The sequence below is a fragment of the Clostridium thermopalmarium DSM 5974 genome, assembly GCF_002995795.1.
Taxonomy (GTDB): domain Bacteria; phylum Bacillota; class Clostridia; order Clostridiales; family Clostridiaceae; genus Clostridium_H; species Clostridium_H thermopalmarium.
Map to the genome: position 1 here is coordinate 1 of NZ_PVXN01000052.1, position 21,721 is coordinate 21,721.

General features: G+C 30.7%; 25 protein-coding genes and 1 tRNA gene. 20 read left to right on the forward strand and 6 right to left on the reverse strand.

Features of this window, described 5'->3' with window-relative positions; genetic code table 11:
• A partial coding sequence (locus CPAL_RS08905; RefSeq protein ID WP_146126583.1) for a helix-turn-helix domain-containing protein occupies positions 1 to 510 on the reverse strand: 510 nt, incomplete at its 3' end.
• Between the two features lie 231 nt (positions 511 to 741).
• Here CPAL_RS08905 and rpsF point away from each other — a divergent pair.
• From rpsF to CPAL_RS08965, 12 genes are all read left to right on the forward strand, one after another.
• Positions 742 to 1,029, forward strand: a complete 288-nt coding sequence (gene rpsF, locus CPAL_RS08910) for a 30S ribosomal protein S6 (RefSeq protein ID WP_061859110.1) — start codon at positions 742 to 744, stop codon at positions 1,027 to 1,029.
• An 11-nt stretch (positions 1,030 to 1,040) separates the two neighbouring features.
• Positions 1,041 to 1,499 carry a single-stranded DNA-binding protein gene (locus CPAL_RS08915; protein ID WP_061859111.1) on the forward strand — a complete coding sequence of 153 codons (459 nt, stop codon included), beginning with the start codon at positions 1,041 to 1,043 and terminating at the stop codon, positions 1,497 to 1,499.
• Positions 1,500 to 1,540: 41 nt separating this feature from the next.
• Positions 1,541 to 1,780: a 30S ribosomal protein S18 gene (gene rpsR / locus CPAL_RS08920; RefSeq protein ID WP_061859112.1), complete on the forward strand. Its 240-nt coding sequence runs from the start codon at positions 1,541 to 1,543 to the stop codon at positions 1,778 to 1,780.
• Between the two features lie 133 nt (positions 1,781 to 1,913).
• Complete coding sequence (locus CPAL_RS08925; RefSeq protein WP_061859113.1) at positions 1,914 to 2,231, forward strand: MazG-like family protein; 318 nt, start codon at positions 1,914 to 1,916, stop codon at positions 2,229 to 2,231.
• Between the two features lie 11 nt (positions 2,232 to 2,242).
• A complete protein-coding gene (locus CPAL_RS08930; RefSeq protein WP_061859114.1) occupies positions 2,243 to 3,244 on the forward strand; it encodes a DUF2232 domain-containing protein in 1,002 nt (333 codons plus the stop codon).
• Position 3,245: 1 nt separating this feature from the next.
• Complete coding sequence (locus CPAL_RS08935) at positions 3,246 to 5,243, forward strand: DHH family phosphoesterase (RefSeq protein ID WP_106024449.1); 1,998 nt, start codon at positions 3,246 to 3,248, stop codon at positions 5,241 to 5,243.
• Positions 5,243 to 5,686, forward strand: a complete 444-nt coding sequence (rplI, locus tag CPAL_RS08940) for a 50S ribosomal protein L9 (RefSeq protein WP_061859116.1) — start codon at positions 5,243 to 5,245, stop codon at positions 5,684 to 5,686. Before CPAL_RS08935 ends, rplI begins: the two co-directional genes overlap by 1 nt.
• A 127-nt stretch (positions 5,687 to 5,813) precedes the next feature.
• Positions 5,814 to 7,664, forward strand: a complete 1,851-nt coding sequence (gene lonC / locus CPAL_RS08945) for a Lon family ATP-dependent protease (protein ID WP_061859142.1) — start codon at positions 5,814 to 5,816, stop codon at positions 7,662 to 7,664.
• A 28-nt stretch (positions 7,665 to 7,692) separates the two neighbouring features.
• Positions 7,693 to 9,030: a replicative DNA helicase gene (locus tag CPAL_RS08950; protein ID WP_061859117.1), complete on the forward strand. Its 1,338-nt coding sequence runs from the start codon at positions 7,693 to 7,695 to the stop codon at positions 9,028 to 9,030.
• Positions 9,031 to 9,122: 92 nt separating this feature from the next.
• A tRNA-Thr gene (locus CPAL_RS08955) sits at positions 9,123 to 9,198 on the forward strand.
• Between the two features lie 170 nt (positions 9,199 to 9,368).
• Entirely contained in the window at positions 9,369 to 9,572 is a 204-nt protein-coding gene (locus CPAL_RS08960) for an alpha/beta-type small acid-soluble spore protein (RefSeq protein ID WP_061859118.1), read from the forward strand.
• A 244-nt stretch (positions 9,573 to 9,816) separates the two neighbouring features.
• Positions 9,817 to 10,008, forward strand: coding sequence for an alpha/beta-type small acid-soluble spore protein (locus CPAL_RS08965; RefSeq protein WP_061859119.1), 192 nt, complete (start codon positions 9,817 to 9,819; stop codon positions 10,006 to 10,008).
• Between the two features lie 66 nt (positions 10,009 to 10,074).
• On the opposite strand, the gene CPAL_RS08970 is transcribed toward CPAL_RS08965, so the two are convergent.
• Complete coding sequence (locus CPAL_RS08970; protein WP_061859120.1) at positions 10,075 to 10,326, reverse strand: hypothetical protein; 252 nt, start codon at positions 10,324 to 10,326, stop codon at positions 10,075 to 10,077.
• A 151-nt stretch (positions 10,327 to 10,477) separates the two neighbouring features.
• On the opposite strand from CPAL_RS08970, the gene CPAL_RS08975 reads away from it, so the two are divergent.
• The 4 genes from CPAL_RS08975 to CPAL_RS08990 all read left to right on the forward strand — a co-directional run bounded on the left by CPAL_RS08975 (position 10,478) and on the right by CPAL_RS08990 (position 14,740).
• Positions 10,478 to 12,178, forward strand: a complete 1,701-nt coding sequence (locus tag CPAL_RS08975) for an alpha/beta hydrolase (RefSeq protein ID WP_061859121.1) — start codon at positions 10,478 to 10,480, stop codon at positions 12,176 to 12,178.
• 128 nt (positions 12,179 to 12,306) lie between these two features.
• Positions 12,307 to 12,870: a hypothetical protein gene (locus CPAL_RS08980; protein ID WP_106024450.1), complete on the forward strand. Its 564-nt coding sequence runs from the start codon at positions 12,307 to 12,309 to the stop codon at positions 12,868 to 12,870.
• Positions 12,871 to 13,023: 153 nt separating this feature from the next.
• The gene (locus CPAL_RS08985) at positions 13,024 to 13,881 is read left to right on the forward strand and encodes a DegV family protein (protein ID WP_061859123.1); all 858 of its coding nucleotides are present in this window, start codon (positions 13,024 to 13,026) and stop codon (positions 13,879 to 13,881) included.
• Positions 13,882 to 13,903: 22 nt separating this feature from the next.
• Positions 13,904 to 14,740, forward strand: a complete 837-nt coding sequence (locus CPAL_RS08990; RefSeq protein ID WP_106024451.1) for a DegV family protein — start codon at positions 13,904 to 13,906, stop codon at positions 14,738 to 14,740.
• 91 nt (positions 14,741 to 14,831) lie between these two features.
• Here the strand turns inward: CPAL_RS08990 and CPAL_RS08995 are convergent, their stop codons facing one another.
• Positions 14,832 to 15,227 carry a CoA-binding protein gene (locus CPAL_RS08995; RefSeq protein ID WP_061859125.1) on the reverse strand — a complete coding sequence of 132 codons (396 nt, stop codon included), beginning with the start codon at positions 15,225 to 15,227 and terminating at the stop codon, positions 14,832 to 14,834.
• 232 nt (positions 15,228 to 15,459) lie between these two features.
• Between CPAL_RS08995 and CPAL_RS09000 the strand changes: the two genes are divergently transcribed.
• The gene (locus CPAL_RS09000) at positions 15,460 to 16,446 is read left to right on the forward strand and encodes a biotin--[acetyl-CoA-carboxylase] ligase (protein ID WP_106024452.1); all 987 of its coding nucleotides are present in this window, start codon (positions 15,460 to 15,462) and stop codon (positions 16,444 to 16,446) included.
• A 62-nt stretch (positions 16,447 to 16,508) separates the two neighbouring features.
• On the opposite strand, the gene CPAL_RS09005 is transcribed toward CPAL_RS09000, so the two are convergent.
• Positions 16,509 to 17,057, reverse strand: a complete 549-nt coding sequence (locus CPAL_RS09005; protein WP_061859127.1) for a biotin transporter BioY — start codon at positions 17,055 to 17,057, stop codon at positions 16,509 to 16,511.
• A gap of 278 nt (positions 17,058 to 17,335) precedes the next feature.
• On the opposite strand from CPAL_RS09005, the gene CPAL_RS09010 reads away from it, so the two are divergent.
• Positions 17,336 to 17,743 (forward strand): bactofilin family protein, encoded by a 408-nt coding sequence (locus tag CPAL_RS09010; protein ID WP_207654929.1) that lies wholly within the window; start codon positions 17,336 to 17,338, stop codon positions 17,741 to 17,743.
• An 85-nt stretch (positions 17,744 to 17,828) separates the two neighbouring features.
• Entirely contained in the window at positions 17,829 to 18,041 is a 213-nt protein-coding gene (locus tag CPAL_RS09015; RefSeq protein WP_106024454.1) for a DUF3006 domain-containing protein, read from the forward strand.
• 90 nt (positions 18,042 to 18,131) lie between these two features.
• On the opposite strand, the gene CPAL_RS09020 is transcribed toward CPAL_RS09015, so the two are convergent.
• The gene (locus CPAL_RS09020; RefSeq protein ID WP_106024455.1) at positions 18,132 to 19,388 is read right to left on the reverse strand and encodes a glutamate-5-semialdehyde dehydrogenase; all 1,257 of its coding nucleotides are present in this window, start codon (positions 19,386 to 19,388) and stop codon (positions 18,132 to 18,134) included.
• A gap of 18 nt (positions 19,389 to 19,406) precedes the next feature.
• On the reverse strand, positions 19,407 to 20,540 hold the full coding sequence (proB, locus tag CPAL_RS09025) for a glutamate 5-kinase (RefSeq protein WP_106024456.1): 1,134 nt from the start codon (positions 20,538 to 20,540) through the stop codon (positions 19,407 to 19,409).
• Positions 20,541 to 20,696: 156 nt separating this feature from the next.
• Between proB and proC the strand changes: the two genes are divergently transcribed.
• Complete coding sequence (gene proC, locus CPAL_RS09030) at positions 20,697 to 21,503, forward strand: pyrroline-5-carboxylate reductase (RefSeq protein ID WP_061859131.1); 807 nt, start codon at positions 20,697 to 20,699, stop codon at positions 21,501 to 21,503.
• Positions 21,504 to 21,721 lie beyond the last annotated feature (218 nt).

Consider the following 21,721-nt stretch of genomic DNA (forward strand, 5'->3'; position numbering starts at 1 on the left):
ATTTTGCTTAATTCTTTTATTCTTAGGTTTTAAGCGTAGTTTTAAAGGTAAATCTATATTGCGTACAGATAAAAAGCCTTTATCAATATAGTTGTACAATGTTTTAGTAGAAACAATATATTCATCCCTCCAAGCAGGGTCATTTTTACAATAACCTACTACAGCATCGACGGACCATTTATCTTTAAGAATTTTTGTTTCTGCATACTTTATAAAAGCTTCGGCTGTAGCTATTTTAATTTTTGCTCCGCAATTTGAGCGATGATTTTCATATACAGCCTGACCTGTTTCAGGGAAATAACTTGTAAATGTAGATAAATCACTTTTAAGCTGTAAGGTAGTACCACGTTTAATTTCACGGCTAATAGTACTTGGACTGCGTCCTAATTTTTTAGCAATATAGCGAATACTTTTACCTTCTTTAAGCAATGCATAAATTTCCCCACGCTCATATAGCTTTAGGTGTTTAAAAGAACGTATAGGTGTGTTATAATCAGTATCATGAACCATAGTGAAAATCTCCTGTATGTTTATACTCAACACCTATATCATACATGATTTTCACTATGGTTTTAATATTTTTTATCTGTTGCATTTAATTTTACAATGAACCTTAAAACGACTTAAACCTGAAATTAAAAATAATATCTTGATTTTTATTGGGATAAATGATAAAATAAACAAATGTAGTCCCTGCTGTGATATTCACAGCCGTTAGTCCGAGGGGAGGAGGTGAAATCAATGAGAAATTACGAAGCACTATTCATATTACAACCATCTCTTGAGGAAGAAGCTATAAAAGCTAATATCGAGAAGTTTAAAGGTGTAATAGAAAATGCTGGAGGAGTAATTGATAACGTTGATGAGTGGGGTAAGAGAAAACTTGCTTATCCAATAAACAAAGTCAACGAAGGATATTACACTCTAATAAACTTCAAAGCTAATCCTGAATTACCTAGAGAATTAGAAAGAATATTCAGAATTACTGATGGAGTTATGAGATACATGGTAATCAATCCTGAAAAATAGGCGGTGCAAAGATGAATAGAGTTGTGTTAGTTGGAAGACTGACTAGAGATCCGGAACTAAGATTCACTCCAGGAACAGGAAGAGCTGTTGCATCTTTTACTTTAGCTGTTAACAGACGTTTTAAAAGCCAAGGTCAACCTGATGCAGATTTTATACCTATAGTAGTATGGGGAAAAATAGCTGAGAATACGGCTAATTATGTAAGCAAAGGTAGACTAGTGGGAGTAAGTGGCTCAATACATACTAGAAGTTATGAAGCTAAAGATGGTACTAGAAGGTATGTGACAGAAGTTGTTGCTGATGAGGTACAATTCTTAGAGTCTAGAAATGCAACTGCTAACTTTGATAGAAGTGAATCTATTCTTCAAGGAGATAATCATGGTATTCCATCAGATAGTAATGACATATTTAATCAAAACGGGTATGAAGATGAGATTACCCCAATTGATGATGGTGATATACCATTTTAACTAATTCGGTTTATAAATAAAAAGGTAAGGAGGGAAATAGCATGTCTTTAGCAAATAAAAAAGGTGCAAAGAGAAGAAGAAAGAAAGTTTGTGCTTTTTGTTCAGATAAAGCTACTTTCATAGATTATAAAGATGTAAACAAATTAAGAAAGTATATTACAGAAAGAGGCAAGATTCTTCCAAGAAGAATTTCTGGAAACTGTGCTAAGCATCAAAGAGAATTAACAGTGGCAATAAAGAGAGCAAGAAATCTTGCTTTATTACCATTCACAACAGACTAGTATAATAAATAAAGCAGTGTCACAAAAGGACACTGCTTTTTTGTATATAATAAATAAATTAAACTAAAGTTGCATACTAAGAAAAAAATAACTAAAATATATATATACAGGATAACTTAGGGGATGGTGTTATATGAATAGGGAAGATTTCAATATTATGTCAAGCATAAGAATAATTGAAAACTTGAAGGCCGAACTCTTATGCATTATAGGAGATTTTTTTAAATTACTAGCTAGAGGAAGTAATATTGCTCAAGATGCTATTTTAGAATGTATTTCTGGGGCAATAATAATATTATATATATTAGGAGAAAGGTTAGGATATTCCTATGAAGAAGTAGATGAAAAAATGAAGAATAAATTAAAAATAGGAATAGCTGAAGGGGATATAATTGAAAAGGAAACTAAGAATTTAAGTAAATTACACTCTCATTTAAACAGTAAGCGTTAGTGGAGGATAAAATGAAAAAAGAAAAGTACACAGCAAAGGTAATAACAGAAACAGCAATCATGTTTGCTTTGGTTTTTTTAATTTTATTAATTACTGCATATGTGCCTATTTTATCAGATATAGGAATGTTTGTTTTACCTATTCCAATAACATTACTATATATAAGACATAATACAGGTATAGCTTTAATTGCAGTAATTATGAGTATTGTCTTAGCATCACTTTTTTATAATCCAATATCTGCATTAGCATCAGGGATAAGTTATGGGTTTACAGGAATTGCTTTGGGGTATTGTATAAAAAATAAAAAAAACAGTCAGGTATCCATACTTATAGTAGGTGCAGCTGGTATTGTCAGCAATATTATAAGATTTATGATATATGCCATTTTAGTCAATAAAAAAGGGTTAATTGAGTACATAAATCTTACTGTGGATGAGCTTAAAAGAGTATTTGTAGAAAGTAGAAATATATATATAAGCATGAATGCTCCTCAGGAAGCTATAAATGCTATAAACAGGTTTATAGATTATTTAACTGTTCAAAATTTAATAATAATAATACCTATAGCGCTGATCATAAGCAGTTTAATTCAGGCATACATAAACTATTTTATAACACAAAAAACTTTGAAAAAGCTAAGATATGAAGTTCCAGATTTGGTGCCTTTTACTAGAATATATATTCCTAATAGATTTTTGGCTGTGCTTATAATAATAGAATGTTTGGGGATAATATTAAATTCAAGAGATGTAAAATGGGCTTTTTATGCAGTTGGAATAGGACATTTAATAGTATCCTTTGTATTGTCTCTTGATGGAATGGCATATCTTGCCTATATCCTAAGGGAAAGAGCAAAAATACCTAAAGGTGTAATAGCTATAATACTCATTATAGGAATATTTACTCCTATATTTTCTAGCGTATTTTCTATTTTGGGACTTATGGATATAATGTTAAATCTAAGAAAACTTGACCCAAATCCAATAAGAGTAATTAAGCCGAGGGAATAACATGGATAATAATTTTTTTCTTAAACACAACAAATTTTTAGTTTATGCCATTGCTTTGCTTATTTGCGTTTTTTTTATATTAGGTCACTTTATAATAGGAGGCATACTCTTATTATTGTATATAATTTTTGTATTATATAATATAAGAGTGTGTAATATAAAAGAATCAAATGCAAAAAAGGATGAGTGGAAAAAGGTTATAGAGGAGTTTTCTTCAAAATTAGATATTTCCTTAAGAAATGTATTAGTGAACTCACCTTTTGCTTTAATTATTGTGGGAAGTAAAGGGGATATATTATGGTATAATCAATTGTTCTTGAATATTTTTGATAAAAAGGAGTTTCTAGGTAAAAAAGTTCAAGAAATAATAAAAGAAATAAATATGGATGAAATAATCAATAAGAAAAAGAAGTTGTTTAAACATATTAATATAAAGGATAGATACTATAATGTTTTTACAAATATAAATAGTAAGCCATCTTCAAGGGATAACGCTATAATCTTGTACTTTTATGAAGTCACCTGTGAAGTTGAGCTAGCTAGAAAAATACAAGAAAACAGATATTCTATAATGCATGTAGAAGTGGATAATTTAAGTGATGTTTTGAAGACTACAGAAGAAGATAAGGCTGTAATCTTATCTGCTGAGATAGAGAGAACTTTAATAAATTATGCACAAGCTTTAAAGGGAATGATTATAAAATATTCTTCAAGTAAGTATGCAATCGTGACCCATTATAAAAATATAGAAGAAGAAATGAAAAGAAATTTTGATATATTAGATGAAATAAGAGAAATAAATTATGGAAACAAATTAACTGTTACTCTTAGTATAGGAGTAGGATGTGATGGAGATACTCCACTTCAAAATCATGAGTTTGCTATGTCAGCTAAGGAATTAGCTTTAAGTCGTGGAGGAGATCAGGTAGTTGTAAAGACAAAAAATAAGTTAGAATTCTTTGGCGGAAAAACTAAGGAATTTGAAAAAAGAACTAAAGTAAGAGCAAGAGTTATTGCCCATGCTTTAGTTAATTTAATAAATGAAAGCAGTAATATATTTATAATGGGACATATTAATCCAGATATAGATGCTTTAGGTTCTGCAATAGGGATTAGAAGTGTGGTAAAGGCTCTTGGGAAAGATGTATTTGTTGTATTAGATAAAGTTAATAGTGGAATAGAGAATTCTATAGAAAGAATAAAGGAAAATAATCTATATGATGATATATTTATTTCCAGGGAAAACTGTTTGAGAATTTGTGATTACAATAGTTTGCTCATACTTGTAGATGTAAATAGTAGAGAGTATGTTCAAGATAAAGAATTGTTGGAAGTTATAGAAAGAAAGGTAATTATAGATCATCATAGAAAATCTACAACTGCAGTGGAAAACACTTTACTGAGCTATATAGAGCCTTATGCTTCTTCTACTTGTGAACTTGTGACTGAGATGGTACAGTATATGATTGAAAATCCTAAGCAACATATAACATCGCTTGAGGCAGAAATGCTTCTTGCTGGTATATATGTAGATACAAAAAACTTTTATTTTAAGACAGGAGTTAGAACTTTTGAAGCTGCAGCCTACCTAAGACATTTAGGAGCTGATATAATAGAAGTTAAGAAAATGTTTGCTGACCATTTAGAAACTTATTTAAAAAAGGCCGAGCTTATAAGCCTCGCAGAGGTTAAAAATGATATAGCTATTGTCATTTGTCCACCAGATATAAAAGACAATGTATTAGCTGCACAAGTAGCGGATGAATTACTAAATATTACAGGTGTTCAGGCGTCGTTCGTTCTTGTTAAAATAGGAAATGAAGTATTTATAAGTGGCAGATCATTTGGCGATATAAATGTTCAAGTAATACTAGAAACATTAGGCGGTGGAGGGCATATGACCATAGCAGGCACAAAAATGAATAATGTTTCTATGGATGAAGCAAAGGAAAAATTACAAAATGCTATTGATAAATACTTAAGGGAAGGTGAAGAGTAATGAAATTAATATTACTAAAGGATGTTAAAGGACAGGGAAAAAAAGGAGAAATAGTAAATGTATCAGATGGATATGCAAGAAACTTTTTAATACCAAGGGGACTTGCTAAAGAGGCAACAGATGCAAATATTCATATTCTGAATAAACAAAAAGAAGCAGAAAGAAAGAAGAAATTAGCTGAAACTGAGGCTGCTCAGAAGGTAGCAGAAGAATTAAGAAATAAGGAAATAAAAATAAGTGCTAAAGCGGGAGAAGGCGGCAGATTATTTGGTGCTATAACAAGTAAAGATATAGCAACTGAACTAAAAAAACAATACAACGTTGAAGTAGATAAGAAAAAGATAGTAGTAGAAACTATTAAAAACACAGGAACTTATGAGGCAGAAATTAAATTATATCCTGAAATTTCTACAAAAGTTAAAGTTATAATCGAAGAACAATAGCTCTTAAAATAGAAGGGGGGATACCCAAGAGAGAGCATATAATAAGCTTTCTTAAGGGTGAAATATATTGAAATTTTCAGTAATAGATGAGAATCTAAAAAATGCAATTGATTTTATAAAAGATACTATGCCCACAGATACGCAAGTTAATATACTAGATGAAATAATGAGAAAGGTTATAGATGAAAGAACCATTAAAGCAAGAGTTGTAAAACATAAGCTTAGTAAATATCTTTATAGCGATGATATATATAAAAGACTCTATGCTATAAACAAGATTGTAAGTGATGGAGAAGGTATAGATATAGTACCAAATGATAATGATTTATTAGAAGCTATAGAAAGTACTAAAAAATATATAGCTGAAATCATTGCTAGAAGATATGTTGAAAATAGCATAGAAAAGGAAGTTGAGCAGGCTCTTTTAGAAAAGCAGGAAAAGTATATAGATGAAATAAGACTTGGAATTATTAAAAAGAAAAAGGGTTCTGAAAATGCAAAGACTTTAAAAAAATATGCTAAATTAGAGATGTTGAGTTCTAAAAAACTTTCTAAGAATATTCAATCCGTATTAAGACCTCAAACTTTTTCTGAAATTGTAGGTCAGGAAAGGGCTATAAAGTCACTTTTGTCTAAAATAGCTTCTCCATATCCACAGCATATAATTCTTTACGGCCCTCCAGGAGTTGGAAAAACCACAGCGGCAAGGCTTGCCTTAGAAGAGGCTAAAAAACTAAAATATACGCCTTTCGATAAGGATGCTAAATTTATAGAAGTAGATGGAACAACTCTAAGATGGGATCCGAGAGAAATAACTAATCCATTATTAGGTTCAGTACACGACCCTATATATCAGGGAAGTAAACGAGATTTAGCAGAGATAGGTGTACCAGAACCAAAACCTGGTTTGGTTACAGAAGCTCATGGTGGGGTATTATTCATAGATGAAATAGGAGAACTAGATACTATACTTCAAAATAAACTATTGAAGGTTTTAGAAGATAAGAAAGTTGAATTTTCTTCATCTTATTATGATCCAGATGATGAAAATACTCCTAAGTATATAAAATACCTATTTGAAAATGGAGCACCAGCAGATTTTGTTTTGATTGGTGCAACAACAAGAGAGCCAAGTGAAATAAATCCAGCTTTAAGATCTAGGTGTACAGAAGTTTATTTTGAACCATTATCTTCAAAGGATATAGAAAATATAGTAGAAAGTGCAGCTGAAAAGCTAAATGTAGAACTTGAAGATGGAGTAGCCGAACTTATAAGCAGATATACAATAGAAGGAAGAAAAGCTGTAAATATATTAGCTGATGTATATGGATATACTTTATACAATGAATTAGGTTCTGGAGAGGATATGAAAATAACTGTTAAATCTGTGGAAGAGATTATATCTATAAGCAGGCTTACTCCTTATGAACAAATTTCAGAAGAAGAAAAATATGAAATAGGCCATGTTTATGGACTTGGAGTTAGCGGTTATGTTGGCTCTACTATAGAGATAGAAGCAGCAGTTTTTGAAGCAAAAGAAAAAGGCAGAGGAAGAGTAAGGTTTAATGATACTGCAGGAAGTATGGCAAAGGATTCTGTGTTTAATGCTGCCTCTGTAATAAGAAAAATCACAGATAAAGATATTAGTGATTATGACATTCATGTTAACGTAATAGGGGGAGGACGTATAGATGGTCCTTCAGCAGGTGCTGCAATTACCATTTGTATCATAAGTGCCCTTTTAAATAAACCTATAAGACAAGATACAGCCATAACAGGAGAAATATCTTTAAGAGGAAAGATAAAGCCGGTTGGAGGTATATTTGAAAAGGTATATGGTGCTAGAAGAAAGGGAATAAAGCTTGTATTAGTTCCTAAAGACAATATAAAGGAAGTTCCAACAGGCCTAAATGATATTGAAGTTAAAGCAATTGATAATATAGAGGAGCTAATTAAAATTGTCTTTAAGGATAAATAATTTTAATTAGATAGTAGGAGAGATTGCAATGGAAACAACACCTCTTAGAGTTTTACCGCATAATCTTCAAGCTGAGCAAAGAGTACTAGGTTGTATGCTTATAGATAAGACATCTATAGCTCAGGCTACAGAAGTATTAAGGGGAGACGATTTTTATAGGGAAAGTCATAAAATTATTTTTAATGCTATAGTAGAATTATATTCAAAAGATATACCCGTTGATATGGTAACTCTAATAGAACACTTGCAGTCTACAGATAAGCTGCAGGCAGTTGGAGGAATGACTTATATAGGTGAACTTAGTAGTTCAGTAGAATCTACGATTAATCTTAATTCTTATGTGAAAATAGTAGAGGAAAAGGCTATTTTGAGAAGACTTATAAAGGCATCAGCAGATATAATGGAGGAATGTTACACAAAACAAGATGATGTTCCTAAAGTATTAGACAGTGCTGAAAAAAGAATTTTTGATATAGCTGAAAAAAGAACAACTAGTGACTTTGAGCCTATAAGTGTAGTTCTTGAAAGAGGCTTTGAGCAGATAGAAAAAATGTTTAACCAAAAGGGAGAAACTACTGGTGTTCCTACAGGATTTCCAGAGCTGGATGCACAAACTTCTGGTCTTCAGCCAGGAGATATGATACTAGTTGCAGCGAGACCTTCTATGGGAAAGACAACTTTTGCTATGAATATTGCTCAATATGCAGCAATAAGAGAAGGCAAAAGCGTAGTTATATTCTCTTTAGAAATGTCAAAAGAACAGCTGGCAAATAAAATACTTTGTGCTGAGGCTAATATTGATATGCTGAAGCTTAGAACAGGAAATTTAGAGGATAGTGACTGGGAAAGAATAGCAAGAGCTTCAGGTCCAATTGCTGCTTCTAAAATATTTATAGATGATACACCAGGAGTATCAATTATGGAAATGCGTTCTAAGTGTAGAAGATTAAAAATAGAACATGGAATAGATTTAATAGTAATAGACTATCTTCAGCTTATGACAGGAAGTAGTCATTCAGAGAGTAGACAGCAAGAGGTATCTGAGATTTCAAGATCTATAAAGGCTTTAGCTAAGGAAATGCATTGTCCTATCATAGCTCTTTCTCAGTTATCTCGTGCTCCTGAGCAGAGAGCTGATCATAGACCTATGCTATCTGACCTTAGAGAATCTGGTTCTATTGAACAGGATGCTGACCTTGTTATGTTCTTATATAGGGATGAATACTATAATAAAGAATCAGAAGAGAAGAATGTAGCTGAATGTATAATTGCAAAACAGAGAAATGGTCCAGTTGGAACAGTAAAACTTGCTTGGCTTGGACAATATAGTAAGTTTGGAAGATTAGACATTATACATCGAGAATAAAAGTATGCAGCATATATGCTGCATCTTTTTTTGATTTTTATAATATTGAAAAATGTTTTTATAAGTATTAAAATAAAACATATAATGAAATTGCTCCTATAGCTCAGATGGTAGAGCAACTGATTCGTAATCAGTAGGTCGCAGGTTCGATTCCTGTTGGGAGCACCATAGTTTGTAAGGCTAGGCCATTTTTTGAATAAATATAGATAATATACTTTATTGCTATGCTATGGTACAAGTTCCTTTAATTTAATAGTTTAATAAGTTGTTATAAGAACAAACTATTAATACTTAAGAAATACTTAAGTACTTATTAAAAATATGAGGAGGAATTTAACATGGCAAGCAATAACAATAATAGAGTATTAGTACCAGAGGCTAGAGAAGGATTAAACAAATTCAAAATGGAAGCTGCTCAAGAAGTAGGAGTAAATCTTAAAGAAGGATATAATGGAGATTTAACTGCAAGACAGGCAGGTTCAATAGGCGGACAAATGGTTAAAAAGATGATAGAATCTTACGAAAGAAATAATTTAAAATAAAAAATAAAAATAAAAATAGCTTAAAAGCTAAGCTTTTAAGCTATTTTTATTTTTTGATATAAATTTAAAAATAAATTTATACTTAAATAACGACCGTGGAATCTAATGGTACAAGTTCCTTTAGTTTAATAGTTTAATTGATATTTATCAGCACAAACTACTAATACTTAATTAATATCTAATTATTAATTAAGTAAGATCATACTCAATATTTTAAAATTGATTAAAAAAGGAGGAAAGGAATATGGCAAGAAACAATAGAGTGTTAGTACCAGAAGCTAGAGAGGGGTTAAACAGATTTAAAATGGAGGCTGCTAAAGAAGTAGGAGTAAATCTTAAGGAAGGATATAATGGAGATTTAACTGCAAGAGAAGCAGGTTCAATAGGCGGACAAATGGTTAAGAAAATGGTAGAAGCTTATGAAAGAAATCTATAATATAATAAAAAGGAGCTAGAATAAGCATTTATCTAGCTCCTTCATCTATATAAATTTAATTATTATCTACTCACGCATAATTTCTACATTTGCGCCACATTTCTTTATAAGGTCTGCAATATCACCTAGGGAATTTTTTTTGTCAAATAAATGCCTTAATTTAACTAGTAGGCATATACCGCTAGGGGAGGTAACTTCAATAAAACCTAAACGAATAGTTGCTCCTGCAGGTATAGATATTCTAATAAGAGTTCCAGGTTCCTCTGGACAAAATTTTGGCTGTGGGTTAGGTCTACAATTACTATAGTTAGGATACATAGGCTTGTCCTTCCTCCTTTCGTGCTTCATAATACATACTATTCATACCTAATAAAATTTGTTACATATATAAATGGGATTTATGAAAAAATATATAGAAATAAATTCTCACAATGTTTAATATTAATAAAATTTTGTTGGAGGAATTCATGTGAATTTAAAGCCAGAAAGCGATTACATGAGAAAGCATTTAGGTAAGTTATTATTAATATTAAATTGTTTATGCATTGTTTTTGGAGTTTGCTATATAAATATAAAATATTACTCTGGTACATGGAATGTATTTGGAGTTATCTTGACTGCAGCATTGGTAGGAAATTTTTTATTAGTGTATATAAATAATATAGTTTTAATTAAGAAAAATCATAAAGAAATAAGAGTAATTAGGATATTAGGGTATATATATCTTGTAAATAATATATTTGCTATGCTGGGCATGATGATAGGAAATATTACTTTATCCAATTCTTATTTTAATAGTTTAGAAGATGATAAATATGTATATACTTTAATTTACTTAAGCTATTTTTCTATATTTATTTTTGGTATGGTTTTATCTTGTTTAAGCACTGCAAATTTTAAAGATGAAAATAATTATAATAAAAAAGTAGATAGAGGAAGAATTCTAAAAAAAATTTTTAAAATTATTTGCTATATAGTTTTAATATTTGGAGTGTTTTTTTCTTGGATTATTCTAACTAGGCATGATATAAGGAATATTGAAGTTTATACAGTAGGATTTTCGGTTTTCTTTGGATTTATTTTTTGCAGCAATCTTATTATACTGTTAAGCTTAAAGGTCAAAGATAAAAACACAAAGATATACTATTTTGTTTCTACTATTGGTACAGTGGTTGTAGCAATATGTATTTTATCCTTTGTTTTAACACCTTATACAATAAAAAAATGTGAGAAAGAGTTTTCTGAAGCCTTTGGAAAGGAGTGGAGAGAAAAGATAGATAAAAATCATAAAAAATATCTTCTGAAAACTCCTTTTTGTGTTCCTGCTTACTTTTTAGGGATAGACTCTCACAATTTTGTGGTTAAGAAAGATATTATGTTTTATAAAGGTATTGATAATAATCAAAAAGAAGTTAAGCTATATTTTGATGTATATATGCCTAAGAAGTTAGATAATAATCTTCCAGGGATAGGAACATGCATTATTCGTATTCATGGGGGAGCTTGGGTTGCTGGAGACAAAGGCGAAATGAATATGCTTCAGATGAATAAGTATTTTGCAGGACAAGGTTATACGGTGTTTGATATTCAATATGGGCTTTCTAATAGCAGCTCTTTTACCTTAGAACTAGGAGAAGAAGAGCATGTAAAAGGAAATTTTAATATCGATGATATGCTAAAGCATATAGGTATATTTACAAAATATCTTGAAAGAAATGCCGAAAAATATGGAGTTGATTTAGATTCTGTGTTTATTTCAGGTGGCTCCGCTGGAGGGCATCTATCAACAGCAACTGCTTTAGCTATCAACAGTGGAAGGTATAATAATATTTTTTCTAGTAAAATAAAAATTAGTGGAATAATACCTTTTTATCCAGCTAATGGTCTTTCAGCTTTAGGGGAAATAGGTGGAAGAGAGGATTTTGTAAATCCTATTTCTTTAGTAGAAAAAAATAGTCCACCATGTCTCATATATCAAGGAACAAGGGACAGTCTAGTGCCTATAGAACTTTCTGAGAATCTAAAAAACAAGTATACATCAAAAAGAAATAAAAGATGTGCAATAATGAGAATGCCTCTAGGAGGACATGGAAGTGATTACTACTTTTCAGGACAATATAATCAGGTGTTTTTATATTATATGGAAAGGTTTATCTATATTTATAAGTAGTAAAAAAACTTGCAGAACATTGTTTCTGTAGTTTTTTTATTTTATGGTTTAAGTTTAGATAATATGATTAAAAAATAGTTTAGTGGAAATTAATACAAATGAAATATGAAATAAGAAAGGAGGAAAAAATGAGTTATTTAAAAAAGAACATAAGCCATATTTGTTATGAGGAAGAATCAAATAAGTTAGAATTTAAGGACTACTTAATTTCTCTTACGATTGCAACTATATTAAGTGGTATACTTGTTTATAAAGCACTTAATATATTTAGCCAGCCAAAAAGTACATTAAATACAAACATAAGTAGCAGTATTATAATAAATAATAAAGAAAGAGCAAAAAAATATAGTTTTGAAAGTTTAGGAAACTGCAGAGAAGCAAAAGAGATTGTAGGTGATATACACTCTTTTTTGAATACCATAGTAGGGTGGAATAGCTCACCAACTGAAGGGGCATATGTAGAATGCAGCAAAATAGCTGATTTAATTGTAGAGAAGGATAAAATAATCAATTATATTCCATTAAAAAATGATCTTGATGAGTTAGCAAAGAATTTAAAACTTGGAGCAGATAAGAGAAATAAGACATACATTATAAAGGCTCATAGAATTGCACATGACCTAGATTATCACTTTTATAAAAATAATCCATATGGAATTATATTTGGGGCAACAGAAACTTTAGGGTATTAATAAAAATCAAATTAGTTAGAAATTAGAAGTAATTTGTAGATAATTGAAAATTAAAATGTAAAAAATAGTGCAAAAAGTGTCTATTTTGATATATACTAGGATAAGTAACCTTTTTAGAAAAATTAACACATAAGTTATAAAGGAGACGATGTGATGGGAATAAAGATAATCACTGATAGCGGGTGTGATTTACCACGACATATTATACAAGAATACAATATTGAGGTTCTTCCTTTATTTGTTTATGAAGAAGGCAATGAATACTTAGATGGTGAAAACATACAGCCAGAAGAATTATATAATAATATGAGAAGAGGAACAATATATACAACTTCTCAGGTGCCTCCAAGCAAGTTTAAAGATTCTTTTATTAAGCACGGGAAAAATAAAGATGAAGTTATATATATAGGATTTTCATCACAATTAACAGGGACATATCAATCAGCGTTAATAGCTAAGGAAGAAGTTTTGGAAACATATCCTGATTTTAAGATACATACTATTGACACTAAATGTGCTTCTTTAGGGCTTGGACTAGTGGTATATAAGGCTGCTAAGATGGCTAAGGAAGGAAAGAGAAAAGATGAAATCATAAAGTCAATAGAATTTAATTCAAAGCATATGGAACATATTTTCACTGTAGATGATTTAGAGTATCTACTAAGAGGAGGAAGAGTAAGCAGAGCAGCAGCCATGATAGGCGGAATTTTGAACATAAAGCCTGTATTAGACGTGGAAGATGGAAAGCTTGTGCCTAGAGAAAAGGTAAGAGGACGAAAAAAGTCTTTAAAAAGAATTGTAGAGATAGCTGAGGAAAGGGGAGTGGATTTAAAAGAGCAGATTATTGGGATATCTCATGGTGATGATATAGAAGCTGCAGAAATGGTAAAGGCGATGCTTGAGGAGAAGTTTGGATGTAATAAGTTTATTATTAACATGGTAGGATGCGTTATTGGAGCACATTCAGGCCCAGGAACATTGGCTTTGTTTTTTCTTAATGAAAAGGAATGAATATTAAGGAGGAAGTTATTAGATGGACATAAAGATAGTTGCAGATAGCAGCTGTGATTTAACAAAAGATATGAAAAAGGAATTAAATGTGGATATTGCACCTCTAATATTGCAATTGGGTGAAAAAAAGTATATAGATGATGAAAATCTGGATGTAAAACAATATATTAAAGATATGGGAGAATGCCCAACTGCACCAAAAACAGCGTGTCCATCTCCTGAGGAGTATATGAAGAAATATGAAGGTAAAGAAAGTGTATTTGTAGTAACTTTATCTTCTAAATTAAGTGGAAGTTATAATAGTGCTGTTTTAGCTAAAAACTTATTTATAGAAGAAGTGGCTGATAAGTTTATTCATGTATTTGATTCTCTTAGCGCATCTGCAGGAGAAACCCTTGTTGCTTTAAAAATTCATGAATTATCTAAAATGAATTTTAAAGAAATGGAAATAGTAGAGAAGGTATCAAATTACATTAAGGAGATGAAAACCTTTTTCCTACTAGAGAGCTTAGAGCACTTAGCAAAGGCTGGAAGGCTGACTCCTATTATTGCAAAGATAGCTAATATGTTTTCCATTAAGCCTATAATGGGGGCTACAGATGAAGGAACGATAAGACTAGTTGAAAAAACCAGAGGGTACAAGAAGGCATTTAAGAGGTTTATAGAAATAATTGGAGAAGAAGGAAGTAACCTAGAGGAAAAAATACTTGCAATTGCACACTGCAACTGTCTAGATAGAGCTCTTAGATTTAAAGAAGAAGTATTAAAAAAGTACAAATTTAAAGATATTATAATCGTAGAGATGGCAGGATTAAGTTCTACTTATGCAGACGATGGTGGACTAGTAATAGCTTTTTAGATTTATGTATGTGAAAATCATAATATTTGTAGCATATATAATATCTTATAATAAAAGCTTTAAATTTAAAGCTTTTATTATAAGATTTATTTTAATCGTGATGAATTTTTATGTTTCTATAAACTGATAAGAGAACAAGAGCACAGCTTTCTATAGCAGTTATTCCATTTTCTTTGCAGTAATCTAATATTTCTTTACTTTCAGCACCTGGCTGAATAAGAACTTTATCTATTCCAAGTTCTTTAGCTTCTTTCATAAAATCAATTCCAAGAGCTGGATTTATACATAAATCTATAACATCGATTTTATATGGCACTTCTTTTAAGGATTTAAAAGCTGAACCAGTGGTGTCTTTAGGGTAAACTCCCTTTGCATTAAATTCACCATGTTCTAAAGATTTTAAAATTTTATAGGCATATTTTGATTCATCTAAAACATTTCCGATTACTACCCAATTTTTATAATTAAGTAATTCTTGTGGCTCCATAAAAGACCTCCTTTTATAAAAGTATTATCCCCTTGGGGGTATATATTAACTATACTATATAGTATTAACTAAATAAAGTATAATAATTACGTTCTTATAGGTACAATAGAGAATAAAATTACAACATTTGAAAGGGTGGAAAATATCTATATATGCTATAATAATCATTATAAAATAAATTACAATATATATACAGTTGTTTTTGTCATTAGGCTTTAGGAGGAAATCTATAATGAAGGAAAGAATTATAAGTTTATTAAAGGAAAATGAAAATAATTTTATATCTGGTGAGAAAATAAGTGAAAGTCTAGGGGTTACACGAGCTGCTGTATGGAAATATATAAAAACTCTAAAGGAAGAAGGATATGAGATAGAATCTGTATCTAGAAAAGGATATAGGCTTATTTCATCTCCGGATTTACTAACCTATGAAGAACTATCTTCTATATTAAATAATAAGATAATGGGAAGAAATATAATATATTTGGATTCGGTGGATTCTACTAATACCTATGCTAAAGAGCTAGCTACTAAAGGGGCTGAAGAAGGAACTGTTGTAATTAGTGAAGAGCAGACAAGTGGACGAGGAAGATTAGGACGTGAGTGGATGTCTCCTAAATATAAAGGAATATGGATGTCAATTATATTAAGACCAGATATAGAGCCTATGGATGTGCCGCAAATTACTCAAATAGCTGCTGCAGCTGTTTCTAAAGCTCTTAGAAGTTTAGGTATAAAGGCATATATAAAGTGGCCTAATGATATTATATTAAACTATAAAAAAGTTTGCGGTATATTAACAGAGATGAGCGGTGAGATTAATAAGGTAAACTATGTCATTGTGGGAATAGGGATAAATGTGAATATAGAAGAAGAGGAGTTTCCAGAAGAAGTTAAGAATATTGCCACCTCCTTGAAAATAGAGCAGGGAGTTAGTATTGAAAGAAAAAAATTGGCAGCTAGAATATTGAATAATTTTGAAGAATTATATAAAGAAATTATAATGGAAAACAGTATAAAAAACTCCATAGAAATATGTAGGAAATATTCAATACTCATAGACAAGGAAGTTAAAATAATAAATAGAGGAAATGAGACTATTGCCAAGGCAATAGGATTAAGTGAAGATGGAAAGTTAATTGTTAAGTATAAAGATGGAAAAATTGATGAAATTATATCAGGTGAGGTATCCATAAGAGGGATAAATGGATATTTATAAAAGAAATGCTGTCCTAACATTTGTATTTGGGACAGCTATTTTATGTTTTACATATAATTTATTTAACTTTCCATTCTTATTCTAGGAACTATCTTAACTCCAATAAGGGCAGTTATAATGCATTTTATCATGTCTCCAGGGAGAAATATGAAAAAGCCTGTCCTTAATGAGGTTGCAAAAGTAATAGAGGCTCCTGCAACATATTTTAATATAATATATAGGTAAGGCACACCTATAAGATAAGTGACAAGAATTCCTAAAGATGAAGCTAAGAATAATCTTATAAAGCTGGGGTTATTTTCATACTCTGTAATTTTTCCTATAACATAGGCTCCAAATATAAATCCAATTAAATAACCAAAAGAAGGTTCAAAAACATATGAAAGCCCACCAGGTTTAGTGAACACAGGAAGACCTAAAAGTCCCAGAGTAACATAAGTAATCTGTGATAAGGCTCCTAATTTTCCTCCCAGTATTATGCCACTAAGGGCAGTAAATAGAAATTGAAGTGTAATTGGAACTGGCTTTAATGGAATGGACAAGAATCCACCTATTGCAGTTACAGCAGTGAATAATGATACTAAAATCATATCTTTTGCACTAATTTTCATAAAAACACCTCAGTAATAAAAATATTGTAAACTTAAGATATGAATTAAGTTTACAATATTTTAAAAGCTTTGTCAATTAGTATTGTAACAATATAACCTCATTCCATGTTTACTGAATAAAGAATAAAAAACATATTTTAAGAATATAAAATAAATATAGCTTTTTTTTACATATAAATGTTAAGTATGATACTTTAACATAGTAAAAAATATTAATATTAAAAGGAGTGATAAAATAAATGGTTTTCAATTCAAAAAAAGATAGGCAGGGGGATGTGATGCAGGATAAAACTGTAGATACTGTAATAGGTGCAGATACAGAGATGAAAGGAAGTATAAACTCTAGTGGTATAATAAGAATAGACGGAAAGTATGAAGGAGATATATGTACAAAAACAGATGTTATAATAGGTGAAAACGGACAGGTTATAGGTAATATAAGCGCTAATATAGTTAGTGTATCAGGTAAGGTTGAAGGTAATATAAATGCTGATAACTTGCTGGAAATACATTCAACAGGTACTCTAATTGGAGATATATTGGTTAAGAATATATCTATACATGAAGGAGCTATGTTTAAAGGAAAAAGCACTATGATTGCAGATATTCCTTGTTCTGATGCGGGAAAAGAGGTTATTAACGAAGAACAGCTTGAAGGAGAAGAAGTTAAGTGTGCACTAGAGTAACTGCAGCCTAGATAAATCAAGAAAATCCTTAAAGGACTTTACATAAAATTATGATAAAATATTAAAGTAACAGGAGTTGATAAAAATGCAAGGAACTATAGACAGATTTGAAGAAGAATTTGCGGTGGTAGAATTAGAAAATAGGAAAATGAAAAATATAAAAAGAAGTCTTATTCCAAAGGATGCAAAGGAAGGAGATGTGCTTAATATAGAGGGAGATGTCATTACAATAGATTATGAAGAGACAGAAAAAAGAAGAAAAGAAATTGAAGAAATGACAAAGGATCTTTTTGAATAGTAAAAAATAATCACTAGTCTCTAATCCTGGTGACTGAAGTTATATCACTATTTAATAGTAACCAGAAATTAGAAATTAGTGATTTTTGTATTATTCTCTTATTTGTCCTTCTCCATAAATAATATATTTTGAAGATGTAAGCTCTTTAAGTCCCATAGGACCTCTAGCATGAAGTTTCTGAGTACTTATTCCTATTTCAGCACCAAAGCCAAATTCTCCTCCATCAGTAAAACGTGTAGAAGCATTTACATATACAGCTGCAGCATCAACTTCATTTAAAAATCTTTGAGAATTAGCATAATTATTTGTAAGTATTGCTTCAGAATGTCTTGTTCCATATTTATAAATATGGTCTAAGGCTTCATCTAAGGAGTCTACTATTTTGATTGATAAAATTAAATCTAAATATTCTGTTGCCCAGTCTTCTTCTGTGGCAGGTTTTACATTTTCTATTATGGATTGAACCCTTTCGCATCCTCTTAGTTCAACACCTAAGGAGGTTAATTTTTGTTCTAATTTAGGTAAAAATTCTTCAGCTACATTTTTATTAACAAGAAGAGTTTCCATAGCATTACATACTGCTGGTCTTTGAGTTTTAGCATTTACAATTATATCTATTGCATTATCCAGATCAGCGGACTCATCTACATAGATGTGACAAATGCCTACACCAGTTTGAATAACAGGAACAGTAGAATTTTTTACTACTGCGTTTATAAGTCCAGCTCCACCACGAGGAATTAGCACGTCTATATATTCATTTAATTTCATCATTATATTTACAGCTTCTCTATCTGTAACTTCAATAAGGTTTATAGCACCTTTAGGAAGACCAGCTTTTTCGGCTGCTTCTGATATTATTTTAGCTATGGTAATATTAGAGTTAATTGCCTCAGAGCCGCCTTTTAAAATTACTGCATTACCTGACTTTATACAAAGTGCTGCAGCATCAACCGTAACATTAGGCCTAGCCTCATATATCATACCTATAACACCTAAAGGAACTCGAATTTGACCTATTTTTAGATTATTAGGTCTTTTCCACATTTTGATTACTTCTCCAATAGGATCATCAAGAGCTGCTACTTCTCTTAGGCCTTTAGCCATAGCATCTATCCTCTTTTTATCAAGAGAAAGCCTATCGATAAGTGATTGAGATAATCCTTTTTCTTTTCCTAACTGCACATCCTTAGAGTTAGCTTCAAGTATAATATCTGCACTTTCTATTAATGCATCAGCCATGGATATTAAAGCTTTATTTTTGATATTGGTATCAATGGTACTCATTTTTCTTGCAGCAGATTTTGCAAGAGAGGCAACCTCTATTACATAATCTTGTATATTCATATTTAAAACCTCCTTTTATTATTTGAGAATTACAAGATTATTTGCATGTATAATCTCATCATAATTCTTATATCCTAACTTTTCTTCTATAAGATTAGAATCCAAGCCTTTTATTAAGTTTACATCTGAAAAGCTATAATTTGATATACCGTGAGCTATTTCCTCTTTATTAGAATTCAAGATTGAAATAACATCTCCTTCAGAAAAGTTTCCTTCAACAGCAATTATTCCTTTAGGCAATAAGCTTTTATGGTTATTAATAAGAGCTTTCTCAGCGCCGTCGTCTACAATTACAGATCCATTAGGCTTAGTTCCAAAAGCCATCCAATGTTTTTTTGCTTGAAGAGGATATTTTTGTCCTTGGAAGAATGTTCCTATATCTTTGCCATCCAATATATCATTTAATACATTAGGAGCATCTCCATTTACAATAACCATAGAGCATCCAGAAGAAGTTGCAATTTTACCAGCATTTATTTTAGTTATCATTCCACCAGTGCCAAGAGAACTTCCAGCTCCATCAGCAGCTGATATTATTTCATCTGTAATTTCATCTACATAGCTTATAAATTTAGCATTAGGATTTACCTTAGGATTTGAATCATAAAGTCCATCTATATCAGTTAAAAGAACTAATAAGTCAGCATTAACAAGGCTTGCGACCATGGCTGATAGAGTATCATTGTCTCCAAATTTTATTTCATCTACTACTATAGCGTCATTTTCATTTACTATTGGAATAACTCCTTGTTCTAAAAGAGAGTAAAAAGTATTACTTGCGTTTAAAAATCTCACCCTATGTGATATATCTTCTCTTGTTAGCAATATCTGAGCTACAATCTTCCCATATTCAGAAAATAGTTTTTCATACATATGAAGAAGTATTCCCTGACCTACAGCTGCTGCTGCCTGTTTTTCAGGAATTGTCTTAGGCTTAGATTTAAGGCCAAGTTTTCCTATACCAGCTCCAATTGCTCCCGATGAAACCAATATAACCTCTATTCCACGATTGTGTATATCGGAAAGTTGTCTCACTAGATTTTCTATCCTATTAATATTAAGTAATCCAGTAGGGTAAGTTAAAGTGGAGGTTCCTACTTTTACTACAATTCTTTTTACATTTTTTAAATAATCTTCTCGATAATTATCCATATTATCACGACTGATGAACAGTCTATCCCCCTTTTACAGAAAAATGTTATTAAAATGCTTTTTTATAGATAAAAGTGTATAATAAGATTATTACATTGATTTAGCAAATTATATCATAAAATCAAGCTAAAATTCAATTTTACGGGAGGAATATTTATGAATAAAAGTATAGGATTTATAGGTTGTGGTAACATGGCTAGTGCCATAATAAAAGGAATAGTTAAATCAGAATTAATAGGTTCTGAGAAAATTATTGCAAGTGATCCTAGCGGTGAAAAGTTAAATAAAATAAAAGAAGAGACAGGTATTTTAACTACTAATAATAATTTAGAAGTTGCCAAGTTTTCTAAAATATTATTTTTATCAGTAAAACCAAATAAATATAAGGATGTAATTTATGAAATAAAAGATAGTATATCTGATGATGCTGTTATTGTAACTATAGCTGCTGGCATATCCATAAAAAAGATAGAGGAGTATTTTGGTAAGGATATAAAAGTTGTTAGAACTATGCCTAATACTCCTGCCCTTGTAAGCGAAGGAATGAGTGTCTTATGTCCTAATGAATTAGTTACGAAAGATGAAATGGAAGAAGTAAAAAATATATTTAAGTGTTTTAGCAAGATAGAAGTAATGGAGGAGCCATATATAGATATAGTAACATCTCTTACAGGTTCATCTCCTGCATATGTATATATGTTTATAGAAGCTTTAGCAGATGGAGCTGTTCTCATGGGACTTCCAAGAGCAAAGGCATATAAAATGGCGGCTCAAGCTGTATATGGTTCGGCAAAGATGGTACTGGAAACAGGTAAACATCCTGGTGAATTAAAGGATGAGGTTTGTTCTCCAGGAGGAACGACTATAGAAGCTGTATATTCCTTAGAGAAAGACGGTTTAAGAGGAGCAGTTATAGAAGCTATGAAAAAGTGCACAGAGAAAGCTAAAAAAATGAATAATTAATCTAAAGATCTAAAGAATTACTTTTCTTCTAGACTATATTTTAAGAGGTTATAATCTATTAAAATATAGTCTATTTTTTTGTAATAAATACAAATGGAATGAAGTAGAATTAATTTGTGGTTAAAATAATATGAGAAGATACGTTACGAATAATTATAATAAATTATATAATATAATTCGTATTTTGTATTGACTAACTACTTATGCTTTGATACTAT